The sequence below is a fragment of the Novosphingobium sp. genome (assembly GCF_027531025.1).
Lineage (GTDB): Bacteria > Pseudomonadota > Alphaproteobacteria > Sphingomonadales > Sphingomonadaceae > Novosphingobium.
Window position 1 is genome coordinate 135,410 of record NZ_JAPZQX010000002.1, and the last position, 15,139, is coordinate 150,548.

A 15,139-nucleotide genomic window follows, 5' to 3' on the forward strand; every position below is an offset into this window, starting at 1 on the left:
TTACCAGAGCTTGGGTCGCTGCTCGGGCGGGATGTACATCTTGTCGCCCGGCTTCACATCGAAGGCCTTGTACCAGGCCTCGATATTGCGGAGCGGACCGATCGCGCGGAAGCGGTCGGGGCTGTGCGGATCGGCGGTCACCTGCTGGCGGATCGCGTCCTCGCGGGCCTTGGTGCGCCAGGCATTGGCCCAGGCCAGGAAGAACCGCTGGTCGCCGGTCAGTCCGTCGATCACCGGCGCGTCCTTGCCATTCAGCGACTTGCGATAGCCATCATAGGCCACCAGCAGACCGGCGAAATCGGCGATGTTCTCGCCCATGGTCAGGTCCGGGTTGACGAAGGCGCCGGGGGCCGCCTCGTACTTGGCATATTGCGCGCCAAAGATCTTCGCCTGAGCTTCGAAGCGTTCGCCATCGCCTTCGGCCCACCAGTCGCGCACCGCGCCATTGGCGTCGATCTTGCGGCCTTCATCGTCGAAACCGTGGGTGATCTCGTGCCCGATCACGGCCCCGATCGCCCCATAGTTGACCGCATCGTCGGCATTGGGATCGAAGAACGGGGCCTGCAGGATGCCGGCCGGGAAGACGATCTTGTTTTCCAGCCCGCCGTTATAGGCGTTCACGGTCTGCGGGTTCATGCCCCACTTCTTGCGATCGACCTTCTTGCCAAGGTCGGCCATGGCATAGTCGGCATTGAACACACCGGCGCGCTGGACGTTGCCGTAAAGGTCGCCCGCGTCGATCTGCAAGGCCGAGTAATCGCGGAACTTGTCGGGATAGCCGACCATCACGTCCATCCGCGCCAGCTTTTCCAGCGCGGCTTCCTTGGTCCTGGCGCTCATCCAGTCATTGCTGCGGATCCGGTCGCCCATCGCCAGCTTGAGGTTGGCGACCAGCGCTTCCATCTTGGCCTTGGCTTCGGGCGGGAAGTGCAGTTTCACGTAATCCTGCCCGACCAGCTCGCCCAGCGAGTTGTCGACCAGCGTGGTCGCCCGCTTCCAGCGCGGCTGGATCGCGCTGACGCCGGAGAGCGTGCGGGTGAATTCGAACCGGCTCTCGACCATCGCCTTGTTGAGATAGGGCGAGGCCTGGTGCGTCAGGTGGAATTCCTGCCACAGCTTCAGCACGTCGAGCGGGGTCTTCTCGTAAATCGCGGCCAGATCGCGGATCGCGGTCTTCTCCGCGGCGATCAACCGCTGTTGCGGGGGAATCCTTGCCCCTTCGAACAGCGCCACCCACTCGATCCCCGGGGCGAACATCGCCAGTTCGGGGCTGCTCAGCGGGTTGTTGAGCCTGGTGATGTCGCGCCGTTCGGCCGCAGCCCAGCTCTTTTCGGCCACCGCCGTTTCAAAGGCCATGACCTGGTCGGCCGCCTTGCCCGGATTGGCGACGCCGAGCTTGCGCAGGGTCCGCTCGACATAGTCGCGATAGGCCTTGCGCTGCGGCTCGAACTGCTTGGCGAGGTAGTATTCGCGATCCGGCAGGCCCAGCCCGCCCTGGCTGAGGTAGAGCGAATTCATCGTCGGATCGGCCGTGTCGGCATAGACGAAGGCCTCGATCAGCGTCACGCCGAACCGGCCATTGGTGGCGCCCATAAAGCGCGCGAAATCGCGCTTGGTCTGGATCGCGCGCACGGCGGCAACGTCCTCCAGCAGCGGCTTGAGGCCGACCTGCTCGATCCGCGCCTCGTCCATGAAGCTGGCGTAGATGGCGCCATACTTGGTCCCCGCGCCGCCGCTCAGCATGTCCTTCAGGTCATTCTGGGTGCGGTCGATCACTTCGATCCAGCTGCCGGTCACCGGGCGGTCGGCCGGGATTGGGGTCCGGTCGGCCCAGGCGCCCCAGGCATAACGGTCAAACGCATCGCCGGGCTTGACCGACAGGTCGCGGAAGCCGAGGTCCACCCCCCAGGTGCCATAGACCGCCTTGCCCGGAACCGCGGTGGTGGCCGGCGCGGCCGCGTCAGGGGCTGGCGCGCTCTGGGCATGGGCGGACAGGCCGAGCGCCGGCGTAAGCGCCAGCGCAGCAGCAGCGATGAGCGGCCGGTGCCGCAGCTTGATCTTCATGATGTTCCCCTTCCTGGCGCCACAACGCCGATAGCCGGAGCCTCGCGCGCAGGGGTGGGGTGTGTCAATGTCCGTTATCGAACCGGGTCAGCGGTTCGACGGGGCTGGGGGACATGGCCTTCCGTCCCCCTTGCCTGAATCGAACATATCTGGAACAGCGCTGACCATGTCGCTGTCGAAAATCGTCGTGCGCGGGGCGCGCGAGCACAACCTCAAGGGCTTCGATGTCGAGCTGCCGCGCGACAGCCTGATCGTGATCACCGGCCTGTCGGGTTCCGGCAAGTCGAGCCTCGCCTTCGACACGATCTATGCCGAGGGGCAGCGCCGCTATGTCGAGAGTCTCTCGGCCTATGCCCGCCAGTTCCTCGAGATGATGCAGAAGCCCGATGTCGAGCATATCGACGGGCTCAGCCCCGCGATCTCGATCGAGCAGAAGACCACCAGCCGCAACCCGCGCTCGACCGTGGCGACGGTGACCGAGATCTATGACTACATGCGCCTGCTCTGGGCGCGCACCGGCGTGCCCTATAGCCCGGCGACCGGCGAGCCGATCTCCGCGCAGACCGTCAGCCAGATGGTCGACCGGGTGATGGCCCTGCCCGAAGGCACCCGCGCCTACCTGCTCGCCCCTGTCGTGCGCGGGCGCAAGGGCGAATACCGCAAGGAGCTGGCCGAATGGCAGAAGGCCGGCTTCACCCGCGTGCGGATCGACGGAGAGTTCTATCTGATCGAAGAGGCCCCCGCGCTCGACAAGAAGTACAAGCACGACATCGAGGTGGTGGTTGATCGCATCGCCGTCCGGGAAGGGATCGAGACCCGGCTGGCGGACTCCTTCGAACAGGCGCTGAAGCTGGCCGATGGCCTCGCCTATATCGACCTCGCGGATGGCAAGGTGCCGGGGCGCGAGGAAGACAAAGGCGGCGCGATGAAAGGCGCCGGCCTGCCGGACAACCGCATCGTCTTCTCCGAAAAGTTCGCCTGCCCGATCTCCGGCTTCACCATCGAAAGCCTTGAGCCGCGGCTGTTCTCGTTCAACGCGCCGATGGGCGCTTGTCCGGCCTGCGATGGCCTGGGCGAAAAGCTGCTGTTCGATTCCGCCTTGGTCGTGCCGAACGAGGCGCTCAGCCTCAAGCAGGGCGCGGTCGTGCCCTGGGCCAAGAGCAACCCGCCCAGCCCCTATTACATGCAGGTGCTGGCCAGCCTGGCCGCCGAATTCGGCTTCAGCCTCGATACCCCGTGGCAGGACCTGCCGGTCGAGGTGCGGATCGTGATCCTCCACGGCACCGCCGGCCGCCCGGTCAACCTCACCTTCATCGACGGGAAAAAGAGCTACACGGTCAAGAAGGCCTTCGAAGGCGTGATCGGCAACCTCAACCGCCGCATGCTGCAAACCGAAAGCGCCTGGATGCGCGAGGAGCTGGGCAAGTTTCAGACCGCGCAACCCTGCGAGGTGTGCGAGGGCAAGCGGCTCAAGCCCGAGGCGCTCTCGGTCAAGGTTGGCGGCGCGGATATCTCCTCGATCACCCGGCTCTCCGTCTCCGATGCGGTCGAATGGTTCGGCGCGCTCGATGGCCAGCTGACCAGCCAGCGGAGCCAGATCGCCCGCGCGATCCTCAAGGAGATCAACGAGCGGCTGGGCTTCCTCAACAACGTCGGGCTCGATTACCTCAACCTCGATCGGACCAGCGGCACCCTGTCGGGCGGGGAGAGCCAGCGCATCCGCCTCGCCAGCCAGATCGGCTCGGGCCTCTCCGGCGTGCTCTACGTGCTGGACGAGCCCTCCATCGGCCTCCACCAGCGCGATAACGACATGCTGCTCGCCACGCTCAAGCGGCTGCGCGACCTGGGCAATACGGTGATCGTGGTCGAACATGACGAGGACGCGATCCGCGCCGCCGATCACGTGGTCGATCTGGGGCCGGGCGCGGGGGTCCACGGGGGCGAGATCGTGGCCCAGGGCACCCTCGCGGATATCCTGAACAGCCCGGACAGCCTCACCGGCCAATACCTCTCCGGCGCGCGCCGGATCGCGGTGCCGAAGACGCGCCGCACGGGCAACGGCCACTTCGTCACGGTCCACAATGCCCGCGCCAACAACCTGAAGGGGGTGACGGCGAAAATCCCGCTCGGCACCTTCACCTGCATCACCGGCGTTTCGGGCAGCGGCAAAAGCTCGCTCACGCTCGACACGCTCCACGCCGGCGCGGCCCGTGCGCTCAACGGCGCGCGGGTGATTGCCGGGGCGCATGACCGGATCACGGGCCTCGAGATGTGCGACAAGGTGATCGAGATCGACCAGAGCCCGATCGGCCGCACCCCGCGCAGCAACCCCGCCACCTATACCGGCGCCTTCACCCAGATCCGGGACTGGTTCGCCGGCCTGCCGGAATCTGAGGCGCGCGGCTACAAGGCCGGGCGGTTCTCGTTCAACGTCAAGGGTGGCCGCTGCGAAAAGTGCCAGGGCGATGGCCTGATCAAGATCGAGATGCACTTCCTGCCCGACGTTTACGTCACCTGCGAGGAATGCGGCGGCAAGCGCTACAACCGCGAAACGCTGGAAGTGAAGTTCAAGGGCCACTCGATCGCCGACGTGCTCGACATGACGATCGAGGACGCGGAGGAATTCTTCAAGGCCGTCCCCCCGATCCGCGACAAGATGCACATGCTGAACGAGGTCGGCCTCGGCTACGTCAAGGTCGGCCAGCAGGCGACCACCCTCTCCGGCGGGGAGGCGCAGCGGGTGAAACTGGCCAAGGAACTCAGCCGCCGCTCAACCGGGCAGACGCTCTACATCCTTGATGAGCCGACCACCGGCCTCCACTTCGAAGACGTCCGCAAACTCCTCGAAGTGCTCCACCGCCTGGTCGATCAGGGCAATTCCGTGGTGGTGATCGAACACAACCTCGATGTGATCAAAACGGCGGACTGGATCATCGACCTTGGGCCGGAAGGCGGCGTGCGGGGCGGGGAGATTGTTGCCGAGGGGAAACCGGAGCAGGTGGTGGAGGTGGAGCGGAGTTTTACCGGCAAGTACCTTGCTCCGCTGCTCGACCGGCAATGACAGCCTGCCCCGGATTTGTTCCTCGGTGGCGGAGGGGGCTCCGGAACAGGTTGTGACGGTGGAGCGGTCGTTTGCCGGGCGGTATCTGGGGCTATTGTTGGGGTAAAGTATAAGATTGCCGATGTTTCTTGTAGACGAAGCAAACTGATCACTGCAGATTTAGCATTCCAAATCCGTAATTTGAGGATGCGAAGGATGGCGGAGAAGAACCGGTACCCCCAGATTCCAAGCGCCGTTTGGTGGGGATTGAGGTCGATCCTACAGCGCACGCCAAAGGCTACGATCGACGAACGTTTACTTGGAGTGCAGCTTAGTGTGCAGGAGGCTGCCGCTAGAGCATACATCACTGAACTCAAGAACGTGGGGATCATAGGCGAAGAGGGTAAAGCAACAGAGGTTGCTGACAAATGGCGCCTCGATGAAACCTACAGCGATGCTGTTCAGGAAATTGTCTCTGCTAATTATCCCGAAGGCTTGCTCCATGTCGCTCCGCCCGGAGCGGCAGAGCGACAAAAGGTTGTATCTTGGTTTCAAAGAGAGGGATTGGGGTTAGGTGCAGCTGGCAACAAGGCAGCAACATATTTGCTGATCTCGAGTCCTTCGCCGAATGAAGCTCCGAAGACTTCTGCAAAATCCGGTCAAACCGGTTCTCAAGCAAACGAACGTCCAATAAAAGAGAAAGCGGTTGGCGTTGCAGACAGAGTGCGGGCATCCGCTCCCAAGGCTGCCGATTCGAAGAAAGATCGTCCTAGGATTTCTAACGGTAGCAATGAAATCAGTCATTCTCAGCAGATGCCTTTGAATATCAATGTTCAAATACACATCAGTGCTGATGCCGGATCAGAGCAGATAGAATCGATTTTCAAAGCTATGAGGCGGTATCTGTATGACGCTTCGGATAATTGATGGAATTAAGAAGTTCCAAGAACATCTTCTCGAGATTGGATTGGCGAGAGCAGTGTTGGCGTTGCCAGCTCCTCGAATGCTTAGCTTGCCATCTCCGACTGCCGAAGGTGCAGAACCAGTTAGTGTTTTTGAAAAAGTTGTAACTGAGCCGGAGATTTACAGCGTTTCTGGTGATTTGTTTGCCTCTGGATACTACAATATTTCAGTATGCGAGGCATTCAAGGCAGTTGAGAAATATATACAGTCGAGAGTTCCAGAAATTAGACAAAATGGAACAACTCTAATGGATCAAGCATTTTCTCCAAGTAACCCAGCTTTACGTTGGTCAGATTTACTGACAAATTCAGAAATCGATGAACAAAAAGGTTATCAGAGGCTGTTTTCGGGGTCTATGCTTGGCATAAGAAATCCAACGACTCATGAATTTGATTGGGTTGATGAGCCAGATGTAGCTTTGGAGCTTATAGTTTTTGCTCAACATCTTATTAGAAAAGCGAAACAAGCTGAGGCGACAGCCAAAGGAGATCCATGAGCGCTGGGGGCTCAAAGGCCGCCCATGACTACGAGTTTTCCTACTCCCCCCAAATCTGCAACATGGTCGGTTTGCCTTGAGCCAAGGAGCAACCGCCCATGTCGCATTTATCCGCGCTGCCCGTTCTCACCGATCTGCATCTTGCTGACAAAGGGGCCACCCCCGATCCCGACACCGCCCCCGATGCAGGCGACGTGCGCAGCCTCTTCACCCGGCCGCGCCAGGTGGCGTTCCTGGCGGCGTTGGCGGCGACGGGGTCGGTGCGGTCGGCCTCGGCCACCGCTGGTATCTCGCACCAGACGGCCTATCGCGCGCGGCTGGCTTCGCCGGGGTTTCGGCGGGGCTGGGATGCGGCCTTGCTGGCCGCGCGGGCCCAGGCCGAGGAGGTGCTGGCCTGCCGCGCGCTGGAGGGCTGGGAGGAGGACGTGGTCTATCATGGCGAGGTGGTGGCGAGCCGCCGCCGCTTTTCGGACCGGCTGCTGCTGGCGCACCTCGCCCGGCTCGACCGGCTGTGCGGCGATGCCGAGGTGGCCGAGTTCGCCGACCGGTTCGACGAGGTGCTGGCGCGCTATGAAGCGGGCGAGGATCGCCCGGCCCGCCCACCTGAACCCGCCCCTGAACCTGCGCCGGAGGTGGAGGAGGACGGTCCTTCGACAGGCTCAGGGCGAGCGGGGGTTGGGGTGGATTCAGAGGGGGACGGTTTTTTGTCGCCTGGACTGTGGTCCATGTGGTCCACGCGCGCCGATGAGGCGGAGGACGGGGCGGCAATTCCGCCGCCGCTGCCCGCCGTGCTTGACCGCGACGGTGCGGCGTTCAGCGAGGCGCAGCGGCTGCATATCGGGCTGTACGGCGTGTGGTGGCACGACGGGGAGGGCTGCCTGCTGACCAACTGGCCGGCCCCGGCGGACTGGGACGGCGAGCAATTTGCCCGCCAGCCGCCCCATGGCGAGCTGGTGCCACTGGCCGAGGATCCCGCCCTTGCGGCGGACCTTGCCGAAATGAGCGACGAGGCGCGGGCCGAAGCGGGCTGGCTGCGGACCCTGACCGAGGCGGAGGAAGCCGGGCTGGAGGCGGTGGCGGCGGCGCAGGAGGAAGCCCGCGTGGCGCGCCGCGACCTTTACCACCGCGCCGCCTTTGGCCTGGCCAGCCCGGCCGAGCTGGTGGCGCTGGCCCGGGCCAATCCGGACCAGCCCGGCCCCTGGCTGGCCGAAGTGCTGGAACTGGAGGAGGGGGGCTAGGCGGGCTCAGCCGCCCTTGCGCGTGCTCTGGCGGGCGAGCAGGCGGACGGGGACGCGACGCTCTGCGGCAGTCGCCTCGGCGCTCTCGTCTCCGTTGATCGTCGCCAGCAGCTTGTCGACCAGCATGGCCCCGGCGGCGGCGAAATCGGGCTGGATGCTGGACAGCGGCGGCATGGCGTGGGCGCTGGCGCGGATGCCATCGAAGCCGATCAGGCCGATCCGGCCGGGCACGTCGATCCCGGCCTCGGTCAGTTCGCGCAGGGTGCCGAGCGCGATCTCGTCGCACACGGCGAAAATCGCGTCGCAGGGGAGACCTTCCGCGATGAGCTGGCGGGCGGCGCGGCGGCCTTGCTCCTCGCGGGACAGGCCTTCCTCGATCGCGACGAGGCGCGGGGTCAGGCCGGCTTCGGCCATGACCTCTGCGTACCCATCGTACCGTTCCTTGAACTGGTGCTGGAGCGAGGTGACCGAGCCGATGCAGGCCGGGGCCGTGAACCCGGCGTCAAGCAGGTGGCGGGTGGCAAGGCGGGCGCCGGCGTGGTTGTCGCTGCGGATCCAGTCCAGCTCGTCGAACGGGCTGCCCCAGCAGACCATCCGCGTGCCGGACAGGCCCAGGTCGCGGTAATAGGTCCAGGCGGGGAGGTTCTGGGTGGTGCCGATCAGGATCAGGCCATCGGCGCGGCGGCGGTCTTCATAGCGGCCCGAGAGGTTCTCCGGCCCGTCCTGGAAGCTGACCAGCGTCTCGTACCCGCGGGCCGAGGCGGCGGCGCAGACCGTGCCGAGCAGGGCATAGGTAAAGGGGTTGAGGTCCTTGCGGTCCTCGTCCGGGCGGCAGATCACCACCACGGCCAGCGTGGCGGTGCGGCCCGAGCGGAGGCGGGCGGCATTCTCGTCCACCGCGTAGTTGAGGCGGCGGGCGGCCTCGAACACGCGCTGGCGGGTTGCCTCGCTCACCACCGGGTCACCGGCCAGCGCGCGGCTGACCGTGGACTGGCTGACGCCCGCCTCGGCCGCGACATCGAAGGAGGTGACGCGGAAGGTGCGGGGCTTGGTGGTGGTGGTGCCGTCGGCCATGGGCGGCGGTTACATCGCCGAGATGCCGCCGTCGAGCTTGAGCTCGGCGCCGGTCATGAAGCGGCTTTCGTCGCTGGCGAGGTAGAGGACGGCATTGGCGATGTCGGAAGGCTCACCCACCCGGCCGAGCGGGACCTGGCGGGCGAGCTTGCCCAGCAGGACCGCCTTGTCCATCCCGTGGTTGCTGGCCATGCCATCGAGGATCGGGGTGTCGACAAAGGTGGGGTGGACCGAGTTGGAGCGAATGTCCCACCCGCGCTTGGCGCAATAGAGCGCAACCGACTTGGACAGCAGCCAGACCGCCGCCTTGCTGGCGTTGTAGGCGGGCATGGTGTCAGACGCGATCAGGCCGGCGATCGAGGAGATGTTGATGATCGAGCCGGGCTGGTTGTCCTTCATCAGCGGCAGCGCCTTCTGGCAGCCGAGGAAGACCGAATCGACGTTGACGTGAAAGGCCTTGTGGAAGTCGGCCAGGGTGCAGGTCTCGATATTGCCGGGAACGCCCAGGCCCGCGTTGTTGACCAGCACCGAGAGCCCGCCCATGTGCTGCGCGGCGGCGTCAATCGCGGCGATCCACTGGTCTTCGCTGGTCACGTCGTGGCCCATGGCGAAGGCGGTGCCGGCGCCAAGTTCGGCGTTGATCGCGGCGGCCTGGTCGGCAGCTCCGGCGGCGTTGAGGTCGGTCAGCAGGACCTGCGCACCCTCGCGCGCCAGCGTCCAGGCATGGGCCGCGCCCAGGCCTTGTGCTGCGCCGGTGACCAGGGCCTTCTTGCCCGCAACACGTCCTGCCATCTGCCTTGTCCTCTCCTGTTATGAGGGAGGCTCTAGCCCAGTAGTTCCGGACCTAGCAAGAGCAGCAGCTTGACGTCGATCGCATCGCCCCCGGCCCGGCGCGCGGCGATGAAGGCGGGCAGATCGGCGCGGGCCACGCGGTGGACGGTGATGTCCTCGCCCGCCGTGCCGCCGCCGGGGCCGGTGCGGACCAGGTCATGCGCGCGCAGTAGGGTGAAGCTCTCGCTCACCATGCCGGGGGAGGAGTGGTACTCGCCAAGGTTCTCCATCCGCCCGGCGCGGTAGCCGGTCTCCTCCTCCAGCTCGCGGGCGGCGGCCTCGACCGGGTCTTCGCCCTCGGTCTCATCGCCGATCAGCCCGGCGGGGAGCTCGATGCAGGGACGGCCGAGGGGCACGCGGAACTGTTCGACGAGGATGACGTGGTCCTCCGGGTCGATCGCCAGGATCACCGCAGCCCGGATGCCACGGGCGCGGCTGACATACTCCCACCGGCCACGGGTCTTGGCGACGATGTACTTGCCGGCCCAGCGGATCTCTTCGGGCTCATCCATGCCGTCTGTCCTGAGCTTGTCGAAGGATCATACCTCGATCACCCGGTCGGGCAGCTCGTTCTGGTCGTCGGCGGCGCGGGGGAAGTGTTCGGCGAGAACCGCGCCGACCCGTTCGACCGCGCCGGCCAGCCCGGTCGCGAGGTCACCCGCGCGGATGCCGGCAAGCAGCGCGGCCATGGCCTCGCCCCAGACCTCGGGGCTGACCTTTGAGGCGATGGCGGCATCGGCCAGGATTTCGGCATGATGCTCGCGCAGGCTGACATAGATCAGGATGCCGGTGCGACCGTGGGTGCGGCGCTCGGCGCCGACCTTGAAGCAGGTGATCGCGCGGGCGCGGGTGCGGCTGGCCTTGATGAAGCGGGGGATCAGGAACCACTTCAGCGGCGGCCAGAATTGCAGCAGGACGACGGCGATGAACTTGGCGATGGCAAGGCTGGCGGCCAGGGTGGCGATGCCCTGGTGGGTCCACTCGCTGCCCCAATCGCCCAGCACCCGGTCGTAGATGCCAAGGAAGACGTCCGTGAAGACCGAGAAGGCGGTCAGCACGGTCAGCGCCGCGAACCCCGCCCAGGCCAGCGCGATGTCGGCATAGCCATCGGAGCGGTCGGTCACGATGGTCACGATCTCGCCCGCGCTGCGCGCTTCGGCCGCGGCAACGGCGGCGGAAACACGCGCATGCTCGGCAGGGGTAAGGTGGATCGGCTTGGCCATGGCTTACCAGTCTCCCGAGGCGCCGCCGCCGTCAAAGCCGCTGCCGCCGCCGCCAAAACCACCAAACCCGCTGTCTCCGCCGCTGTCGCCATTGCCGCCAAACGCGGCATTGATGGCCACGTTGGCGGCGATGTTGGCGGCGAGGTTGCCGACTTCCCACAGAACGATCCCGGCGTCGGAATGGCGGCGATAGCCGCGCCGCCGTCGTCCCCGGCTGAACAGGGCAATCAGGAAGACGATGAGGACGATCCAGAAGATCACCGCCCCGACGCTGACGCCGTCGTCCGCACCCTTGCGTTGGGCTGCTGCCGCGGCTTCGGCGATCGCCTTGGTATCGGCAGGATCGCGGTTGAGCTGGGCGATGATGGCATCGACCCCGGCCGCGATCCCGCCGGGAAAGTCCTTGGCCTTGAACCGGGGCGTCACCGTGTCGCGGATGATCCGCCCGGCCAGCACGTCGGGCAGGCGTTCCTGCACGCCGCGTGCGGTGTGGATGCGCATGCGGCGTTCGGTCGGCGCGATCAGGAACAGCACGCCCTGTTCGGTCTCCGCCCCGCCGATGTCCCAGGCCTCGGCCAGTGACTGGGCATAGGCATCGACCGGCTGGTCATCGAGCGAGGGGACCGTGGCGACAACGATTGCCCGGCCGGTGTCGCGGTTATAGGCGCGCAGCCTGGCATCGAGCTGCGCCTCGTCCGCATCGGGAATGATCCCGGCGGCATCGAGCACCGGCCCGTCCGGACGAGCCGGCATGGCGGCGCTTGCGCTCGTGCCGGACACCGCCAGGAACAGCGGCGCCAGCACGGCGCAAAGCCACAGGACGATCTGGCGCATGGCGCGCTCTGCCTTGCCGTGCGGCCTTTCGGCTTACTGCGCCGCCGCGGCGGGTGAGGCCGGGGTGGCGGCGTTGTCGTTGGCTGGGGCGGCGGCAGGCGCGGCCGGGGTGGTGCCGAAGTCGACCTTCGGCGCGGCGGAGGCGCCCGGATCGGCCTTGAACGGCACCATCGGCTTTGCCCCGTGGATCAGCTTTGCACCGATCGCGTCAGGGAAGGTGCGGATCGTGGTGTTATACTCCTGCACCGCCTCGTTGTAGCGGGTGCGGGCGACGTTGATCCGGTTTTCCGTCCCTTCCAGCTGCACCATCAGGTCGGCAAAGCGGGCCTGGCTTTGCAGCTGTGGATAGTTCTCCACCACGGTGCGCAGCTGGCCCAGCGCCTGGGTCAGCTGGTTTTGCGCGCTCTGGAACTTCTCGAAAGTGGCCGGGTCCGAGAGGTCCTCGGTCCGCACGTTGATCGAGGTCGCCGCGGCGCGGGCGTTAGTCACGTTGGTCAGGATCTGGGTTTCCGAAGCGGCGGCACCCTTGGTGGTTTCGACCAGGGCCGGGACCAGGTCGGCGCGGCGCTGATAGGCGCTTTCCACGTCAGCCCACTTGGCTTTGGCGTTTTCCTCGGCGGTGGGAACCGAGTTGATCCCGCAGCCGGCTAGCGCGGCGGCGGCAGCGGCAACGAGGGCGAAACGACCGAAACGGCGATGGATGGCAACAGTCATGCGATGCGCTTCCTCTTCCAGATACGGCAGATCCTGCCGCGACAAGGCAGAGATGTAGCGCAGGGGGCGGGGGGTTCAAGCACCGCTCGTCGAAAATCGTTATGCGACAATTGTGTGCGGCAATTGATTGTTGTGACGTCATGACTTTCATGGCAGGCTTTCCCCTTCGCTGGATGAAGCAAAGGGGAGGCGAAATGCTTAGTGAATTCAAGGCGTTCATTGCCCGTGGCAATGTGCTGGACCTGGCGGTCGGGGTGATCATCGGCGCGGCCTTCGGCAAGATCGTTTCGTCGCTGACCGATGACGTGATCATGCCGGTGATCGGCTTCATTACCGGCGGGGTCGATTTCTCGAACAAGTATACCGTTCTGGCGGGAGAGGCCCCGGCCGGGGCCACGCTTGCCGCAGCCAAGGCGGCCGGGGCAACGGTGATCGCCTGGGGCAGCTTCATCACTGCGGTGATCAACTTCCTGATCCTGGCCTTCGTGATCTTTCTGATCGTGCGCCAGGCCAACAAGCTGATGCCGCCGCCGCCCGCTGCGCCGACCGGGCCGAGCGAGGTGGAACTGCTGGCCGAAATCCGCGACGCGCTGAAGAAGTAGGCAGAGGTACAGCCGATCGGAAAGGGCGGGGGCGATCCTCCCGCCCTTTTCATTTGGGCCGGGCGCACCTATATACGGCTCTGCCGGGTTCGCCCGGCTATGGCGATAAATTGCGGCGTGCAATAGGCGCAGCGGACCCGGGGGCGGTACCCGGCGGCTCCACCATCACCATCCCGCATCCGCGGGGCTCTGTTGTCGCAGAGGTGTTGATGGGGCCGAACTAGGATCGACGTGTGTTGAAAAGCGCTGTTTTCGTCCGGGCTGAGTAACCCGTTAAAGGCTCAAAACGCACAAGTGCCAACGACAACGAAGCACTTGCTCTCGCCGCGTAATTCTAGGGGCTAACGCCCTGAAGTTATAAAGCGAAAGCACGGTTCGGACCGAACCGGGTAACAGAATCGGAAACCGGGGGCCCGGAGGGAGCCTAGCAACAGAATCCCTCCACCTCTCCCACCATCAGGAAGCCGGTTCGGATTGCGCTTTCAGGCGCTGTTCGTGCTTGAGGCAGTCGAGGATCTTGGCCCCGGCCATGAACACCGCGCCGGTGCAGGCCAGAAACAGCAGCTTGCCGCCCCAGCCGGGGAACTTCGACAGATAGATCGTGCCGCGTTCAACCGCACCCAGGGCCAGGGCATAGATGATGAGGTAGGCCTCGATCGGCGACTTGATCACAAACAGGCGGCCGATCTTGCTGAGCATGGGTCCTCGCATTTCCTTAACAGGATGCTGAGCAACCATCATGCCAGCATTGCAAGTCCGCGCAAGTCGCTGGTTAACGACTGTCCCGAATGTAAACGGTTCCGACGATCAGGCGAGTTCGCCGAGGTCGAGCGCTTCCAGCAGCGCCAGCCGCGCGGCGATGATCTGTTCCGCCAGAGCCGGATCGCCCAGCTGATCGGGCCGGATCGCCTCGGGCCAGTGCGCGGCGACCACTGCCTCGATCCGGGCGATCTTCGCCTCATCGAGCAGGAAACGCGGATCGACCGTGGCCGGATCGGCCACCACCCGCAGCCGCAGGCAGGCCGGTCCGCCGCCATTGGCCATCGACTGGCGCACATCGACCGGCAGGACCCGGCGGATCGGGCCATTGCTGGCCAGCATGCCGTCGAGCCAGGCCCGAACGCGCGGATGCTCCCAGGCTTCCAGCGGGATCACCAGTGCCTGCTCGCCAGAGGGCAGGGTCAGGAGCTGGGCGTTGAACAGATAGGACTTGATCGCATCAGCCAGGCTGACGGCGTCGGCCGGAACCACCACGATTTCCGCTTCGGGCAGCGCGGCGCGGATCGCCGCGTAAGTACCCTCAGGATCGGCAAAGGCCTGTTCGTGGGTGAACAGCACCCGCTCGTTGGCCACGGCCACCACGTCATTGTGGAAAGCGCCGGCGGCAATCGCCTCGGGGTTCTGCTCGACGAACAGGGTTCGTGCTGGGTCTAGCCCGTGCAGCCGGGCGACCGCACGGCTGGCCTGTTCGTGCTGGCGGGCGGGGAAGGGGCCGCCACTCTTGCCATAGACGAAGATCTCAATGCCCGGTGCGCCGTGGGCACTGCCCATGCGCATGTGATTGGCCGCGCCTTCATCGCCGAAGCAGGTGGGGACAGCGTCGTGCACGGCAAAGTGCGTCGCATCGGCAAAAGCGATCCGCAGCTGCTTGACCGTATCTGGCCATTCCTGGCTGCGATGCGGCATGGTGACCAGGTTGGCCGCCGTCAGGTGGCAGCGCCCGTCCGCCGTATCGGGCGCGGGCGAAACGGTGGCGGCATTGGCGGTCCACATCGAGCTGGCTGACCAGGCAGCGGCCAGCAGTCGCCGGTCCTCGGTCCCGTCGGCGCCGATTGCCGCAAGGAATGCGCCATTCGGCCGGGGCAGGGGCAGCAGGAAGCCTTGCGTCAGGCCCAGCCCCAGGTTGTGACGCATCTTGCCCAGCCCCTGCAGCGCTGCCGCACGGGGATAGGAAGTGTCACCGGCATTGCTGGCCGAGGCGATATTGCCCAGGCTGAGGCCGGCGTAATTGTGGCTGGGGCCGACGATCCCGTCGAAGTTGATTTCAACCAGGCTCATGG

General features: G+C 65.3%; 14 protein-coding genes and 1 other RNA gene. 6 read left to right on the forward strand and 9 right to left on the reverse strand.

The genetic code is table 11. The annotated features are described in order from the left end of the window. Complete coding sequence (locus O9281_RS01145) at nt 1-2,064, reverse strand: M13 family metallopeptidase (RefSeq protein ID WP_298181907.1); 2,064 nt, start codon at nt 2,062-2,064, stop codon at nt 1-3. Between the two features lie 166 nt (nt 2,065-2,230). Here O9281_RS01145 and uvrA point away from each other — a divergent pair, with 166 nt between their 5' ends. The 4 genes from uvrA (at nt 2,231) to O9281_RS01165 (ending at nt 7,801) form a co-directional block, all read left to right on the forward strand. After that, entirely contained in the window at nt 2,231-5,125 is a 2,895-nt protein-coding gene (gene uvrA / locus O9281_RS01150) for an excinuclease ABC subunit UvrA (RefSeq protein ID WP_298181909.1), read from the forward strand. A gap of 195 nt (nt 5,126-5,320) precedes the next feature. Beyond that, nucleotides 5,321-6,031 carry a hypothetical protein gene (locus O9281_RS01155; protein WP_298181911.1) on the forward strand — a complete coding sequence of 237 codons (711 nt, stop codon included), beginning with the start codon at nt 5,321-5,323 and terminating at the stop codon, nt 6,029-6,031. Further along, nucleotides 6,012-6,563 carry a TIGR02391 family protein gene (locus O9281_RS01160; protein WP_298181912.1) on the forward strand — a complete coding sequence of 184 codons (552 nt, stop codon included), beginning with the start codon at nt 6,012-6,014 and terminating at the stop codon, nt 6,561-6,563. The genes O9281_RS01155 and O9281_RS01160 overlap by 20 nt, the downstream gene beginning before the upstream one ends. Nucleotides 6,564-6,661: 98 nt before the next feature. Next, nucleotides 6,662-7,801 (forward strand): hypothetical protein, encoded by a 1,140-nt coding sequence (locus O9281_RS01165; RefSeq protein ID WP_298181914.1) that lies wholly within the window; start codon nt 6,662-6,664, stop codon nt 7,799-7,801. A 6-nt stretch (nt 7,802-7,807) separates the two neighbouring features. Here the strand turns inward: O9281_RS01165 and O9281_RS01170 are convergent, their stop codons facing one another. From O9281_RS01170 to O9281_RS01195, 6 genes are read right to left on the reverse strand one after another with little or no spacing between them, the layout of a single operon-like run. Beyond that, entirely contained in the window at nt 7,808-8,875 is a 1,068-nt protein-coding gene (locus O9281_RS01170) for a LacI family DNA-binding transcriptional regulator (RefSeq protein ID WP_298181916.1), read from the reverse strand. 9 nt (nt 8,876-8,884) lie between these two features. Further along, on the reverse strand, nt 8,885-9,667 hold the full coding sequence (locus tag O9281_RS01175) for an SDR family oxidoreductase (RefSeq protein WP_298181918.1): 783 nt from the start codon (nt 9,665-9,667) through the stop codon (nt 8,885-8,887). A 32-nt stretch (nt 9,668-9,699) separates the two neighbouring features. Then, the gene (locus O9281_RS01180) at nt 9,700-10,218 is read right to left on the reverse strand and encodes an NUDIX hydrolase (RefSeq protein WP_298181920.1); all 519 of its coding nucleotides are present in this window, start codon (nt 10,216-10,218) and stop codon (nt 9,700-9,702) included. 27 nt (nt 10,219-10,245) lie between these two features. Further along, entirely contained in the window at nt 10,246-10,929 is a 684-nt protein-coding gene (locus O9281_RS01185) for a hypothetical protein (protein WP_298181922.1), read from the reverse strand. A gap of 3 nt (nt 10,930-10,932) precedes the next feature. Further along, on the reverse strand, nt 10,933-11,763 hold the full coding sequence (locus O9281_RS01190) for a YgcG family protein (RefSeq protein WP_298181924.1): 831 nt from the start codon (nt 11,761-11,763) through the stop codon (nt 10,933-10,935). Between the two features lie 33 nt (nt 11,764-11,796). Continuing rightward, complete coding sequence (locus O9281_RS01195) at nt 11,797-12,477, reverse strand: LemA family protein (protein WP_298181925.1); 681 nt, start codon at nt 12,475-12,477, stop codon at nt 11,797-11,799. Nucleotides 12,478-12,671: 194 nt separating this feature from the next. On the opposite strand from O9281_RS01195, the gene mscL reads away from it, so the two are divergent. Both mscL and ssrA read left to right on the forward strand, forming a co-directional pair. Further along, nucleotides 12,672-13,079 (forward strand): large conductance mechanosensitive channel protein MscL, encoded by a 408-nt coding sequence (gene mscL, locus O9281_RS01200; protein ID WP_298181927.1) that lies wholly within the window; start codon nt 12,672-12,674, stop codon nt 13,077-13,079. 42 nt (nt 13,080-13,121) lie between these two features. Further along, nucleotides 13,122-13,486, forward strand: a transfer-messenger RNA (tmRNA) gene (gene ssrA, locus O9281_RS01205). Between the two features lie 49 nt (nt 13,487-13,535). On the opposite strand, the gene O9281_RS01210 is transcribed toward ssrA, so the two are convergent. Further along, nucleotides 13,536-13,778: a hypothetical protein gene (locus O9281_RS01210; RefSeq protein WP_298181929.1), complete on the reverse strand. Its 243-nt coding sequence runs from the start codon at nt 13,776-13,778 to the stop codon at nt 13,536-13,538. Nucleotides 13,779-13,886: 108 nt separating this feature from the next. Continuing rightward, nucleotides 13,887-15,137, reverse strand: a complete 1,251-nt coding sequence (locus tag O9281_RS01215; protein ID WP_298181930.1) for an N-succinylarginine dihydrolase — start codon at nt 15,135-15,137, stop codon at nt 13,887-13,889. Nucleotides 15,138-15,139 lie beyond the last annotated feature (2 nt).

Bases quoted from the DNA above. Each gene is read 5' to 3' on its own strand.
- O9281_RS01145 (WP_298181907.1), bottom strand. From the start codon at position 2,064: ATGAAGATCAAGCTGCGGCACCGGCCGCTCATCGCTGCTGCTGCGCTG.
- uvrA (WP_298181909.1), top strand. From the start codon at position 2,231: ATGTCGCTGTCGAAAATCGTCGTGCGCGGGGCGCGCGAGCACAACCTC.
- O9281_RS01155 (WP_298181911.1), top strand. From the start codon at position 5,321: ATGGCGGAGAAGAACCGGTACCCCCAGATTCCAAGCGCCGTTTGGTGG.
- O9281_RS01160 (WP_298181912.1), top strand. From the start codon at position 6,012: ATGACGCTTCGGATAATTGATGGAATTAAGAAGTTCCAAGAACATCTT.
- O9281_RS01165 (WP_298181914.1), top strand. From the start codon at position 6,662: ATGTCGCATTTATCCGCGCTGCCCGTTCTCACCGATCTGCATCTTGCT.
- O9281_RS01170 (WP_298181916.1), bottom strand. From the start codon at position 8,875: ATGGCCGACGGCACCACCACCACCAAGCCCCGCACCTTCCGCGTCACC.
- O9281_RS01175 (WP_298181918.1), bottom strand. From the start codon at position 9,667: ATGGCAGGACGTGTTGCGGGCAAGAAGGCCCTGGTCACCGGCGCAGCA.
- O9281_RS01180 (WP_298181920.1), bottom strand. From the start codon at position 10,218: ATGGATGAGCCCGAAGAGATCCGCTGGGCCGGCAAGTACATCGTCGCC.
- O9281_RS01185 (WP_298181922.1), bottom strand. From the start codon at position 10,929: ATGGCCAAGCCGATCCACCTTACCCCTGCCGAGCATGCGCGTGTTTCC.
- O9281_RS01190 (WP_298181924.1), bottom strand. From the start codon at position 11,763: ATGCGCCAGATCGTCCTGTGGCTTTGCGCCGTGCTGGCGCCGCTGTTC.
- O9281_RS01195 (WP_298181925.1), bottom strand. From the start codon at position 12,477: ATGACTGTTGCCATCCATCGCCGTTTCGGTCGTTTCGCCCTCGTTGCC.
- mscL (WP_298181927.1), top strand. From the start codon at position 12,672: ATGCTTAGTGAATTCAAGGCGTTCATTGCCCGTGGCAATGTGCTGGAC.
- O9281_RS01210 (WP_298181929.1), bottom strand. From the start codon at position 13,778: ATGCTCAGCAAGATCGGCCGCCTGTTTGTGATCAAGTCGCCGATCGAG.
- O9281_RS01215 (WP_298181930.1), bottom strand. From the start codon at position 15,137: ATGAGCCTGGTTGAAATCAACTTCGACGGGATCGTCGGCCCCAGCCAC.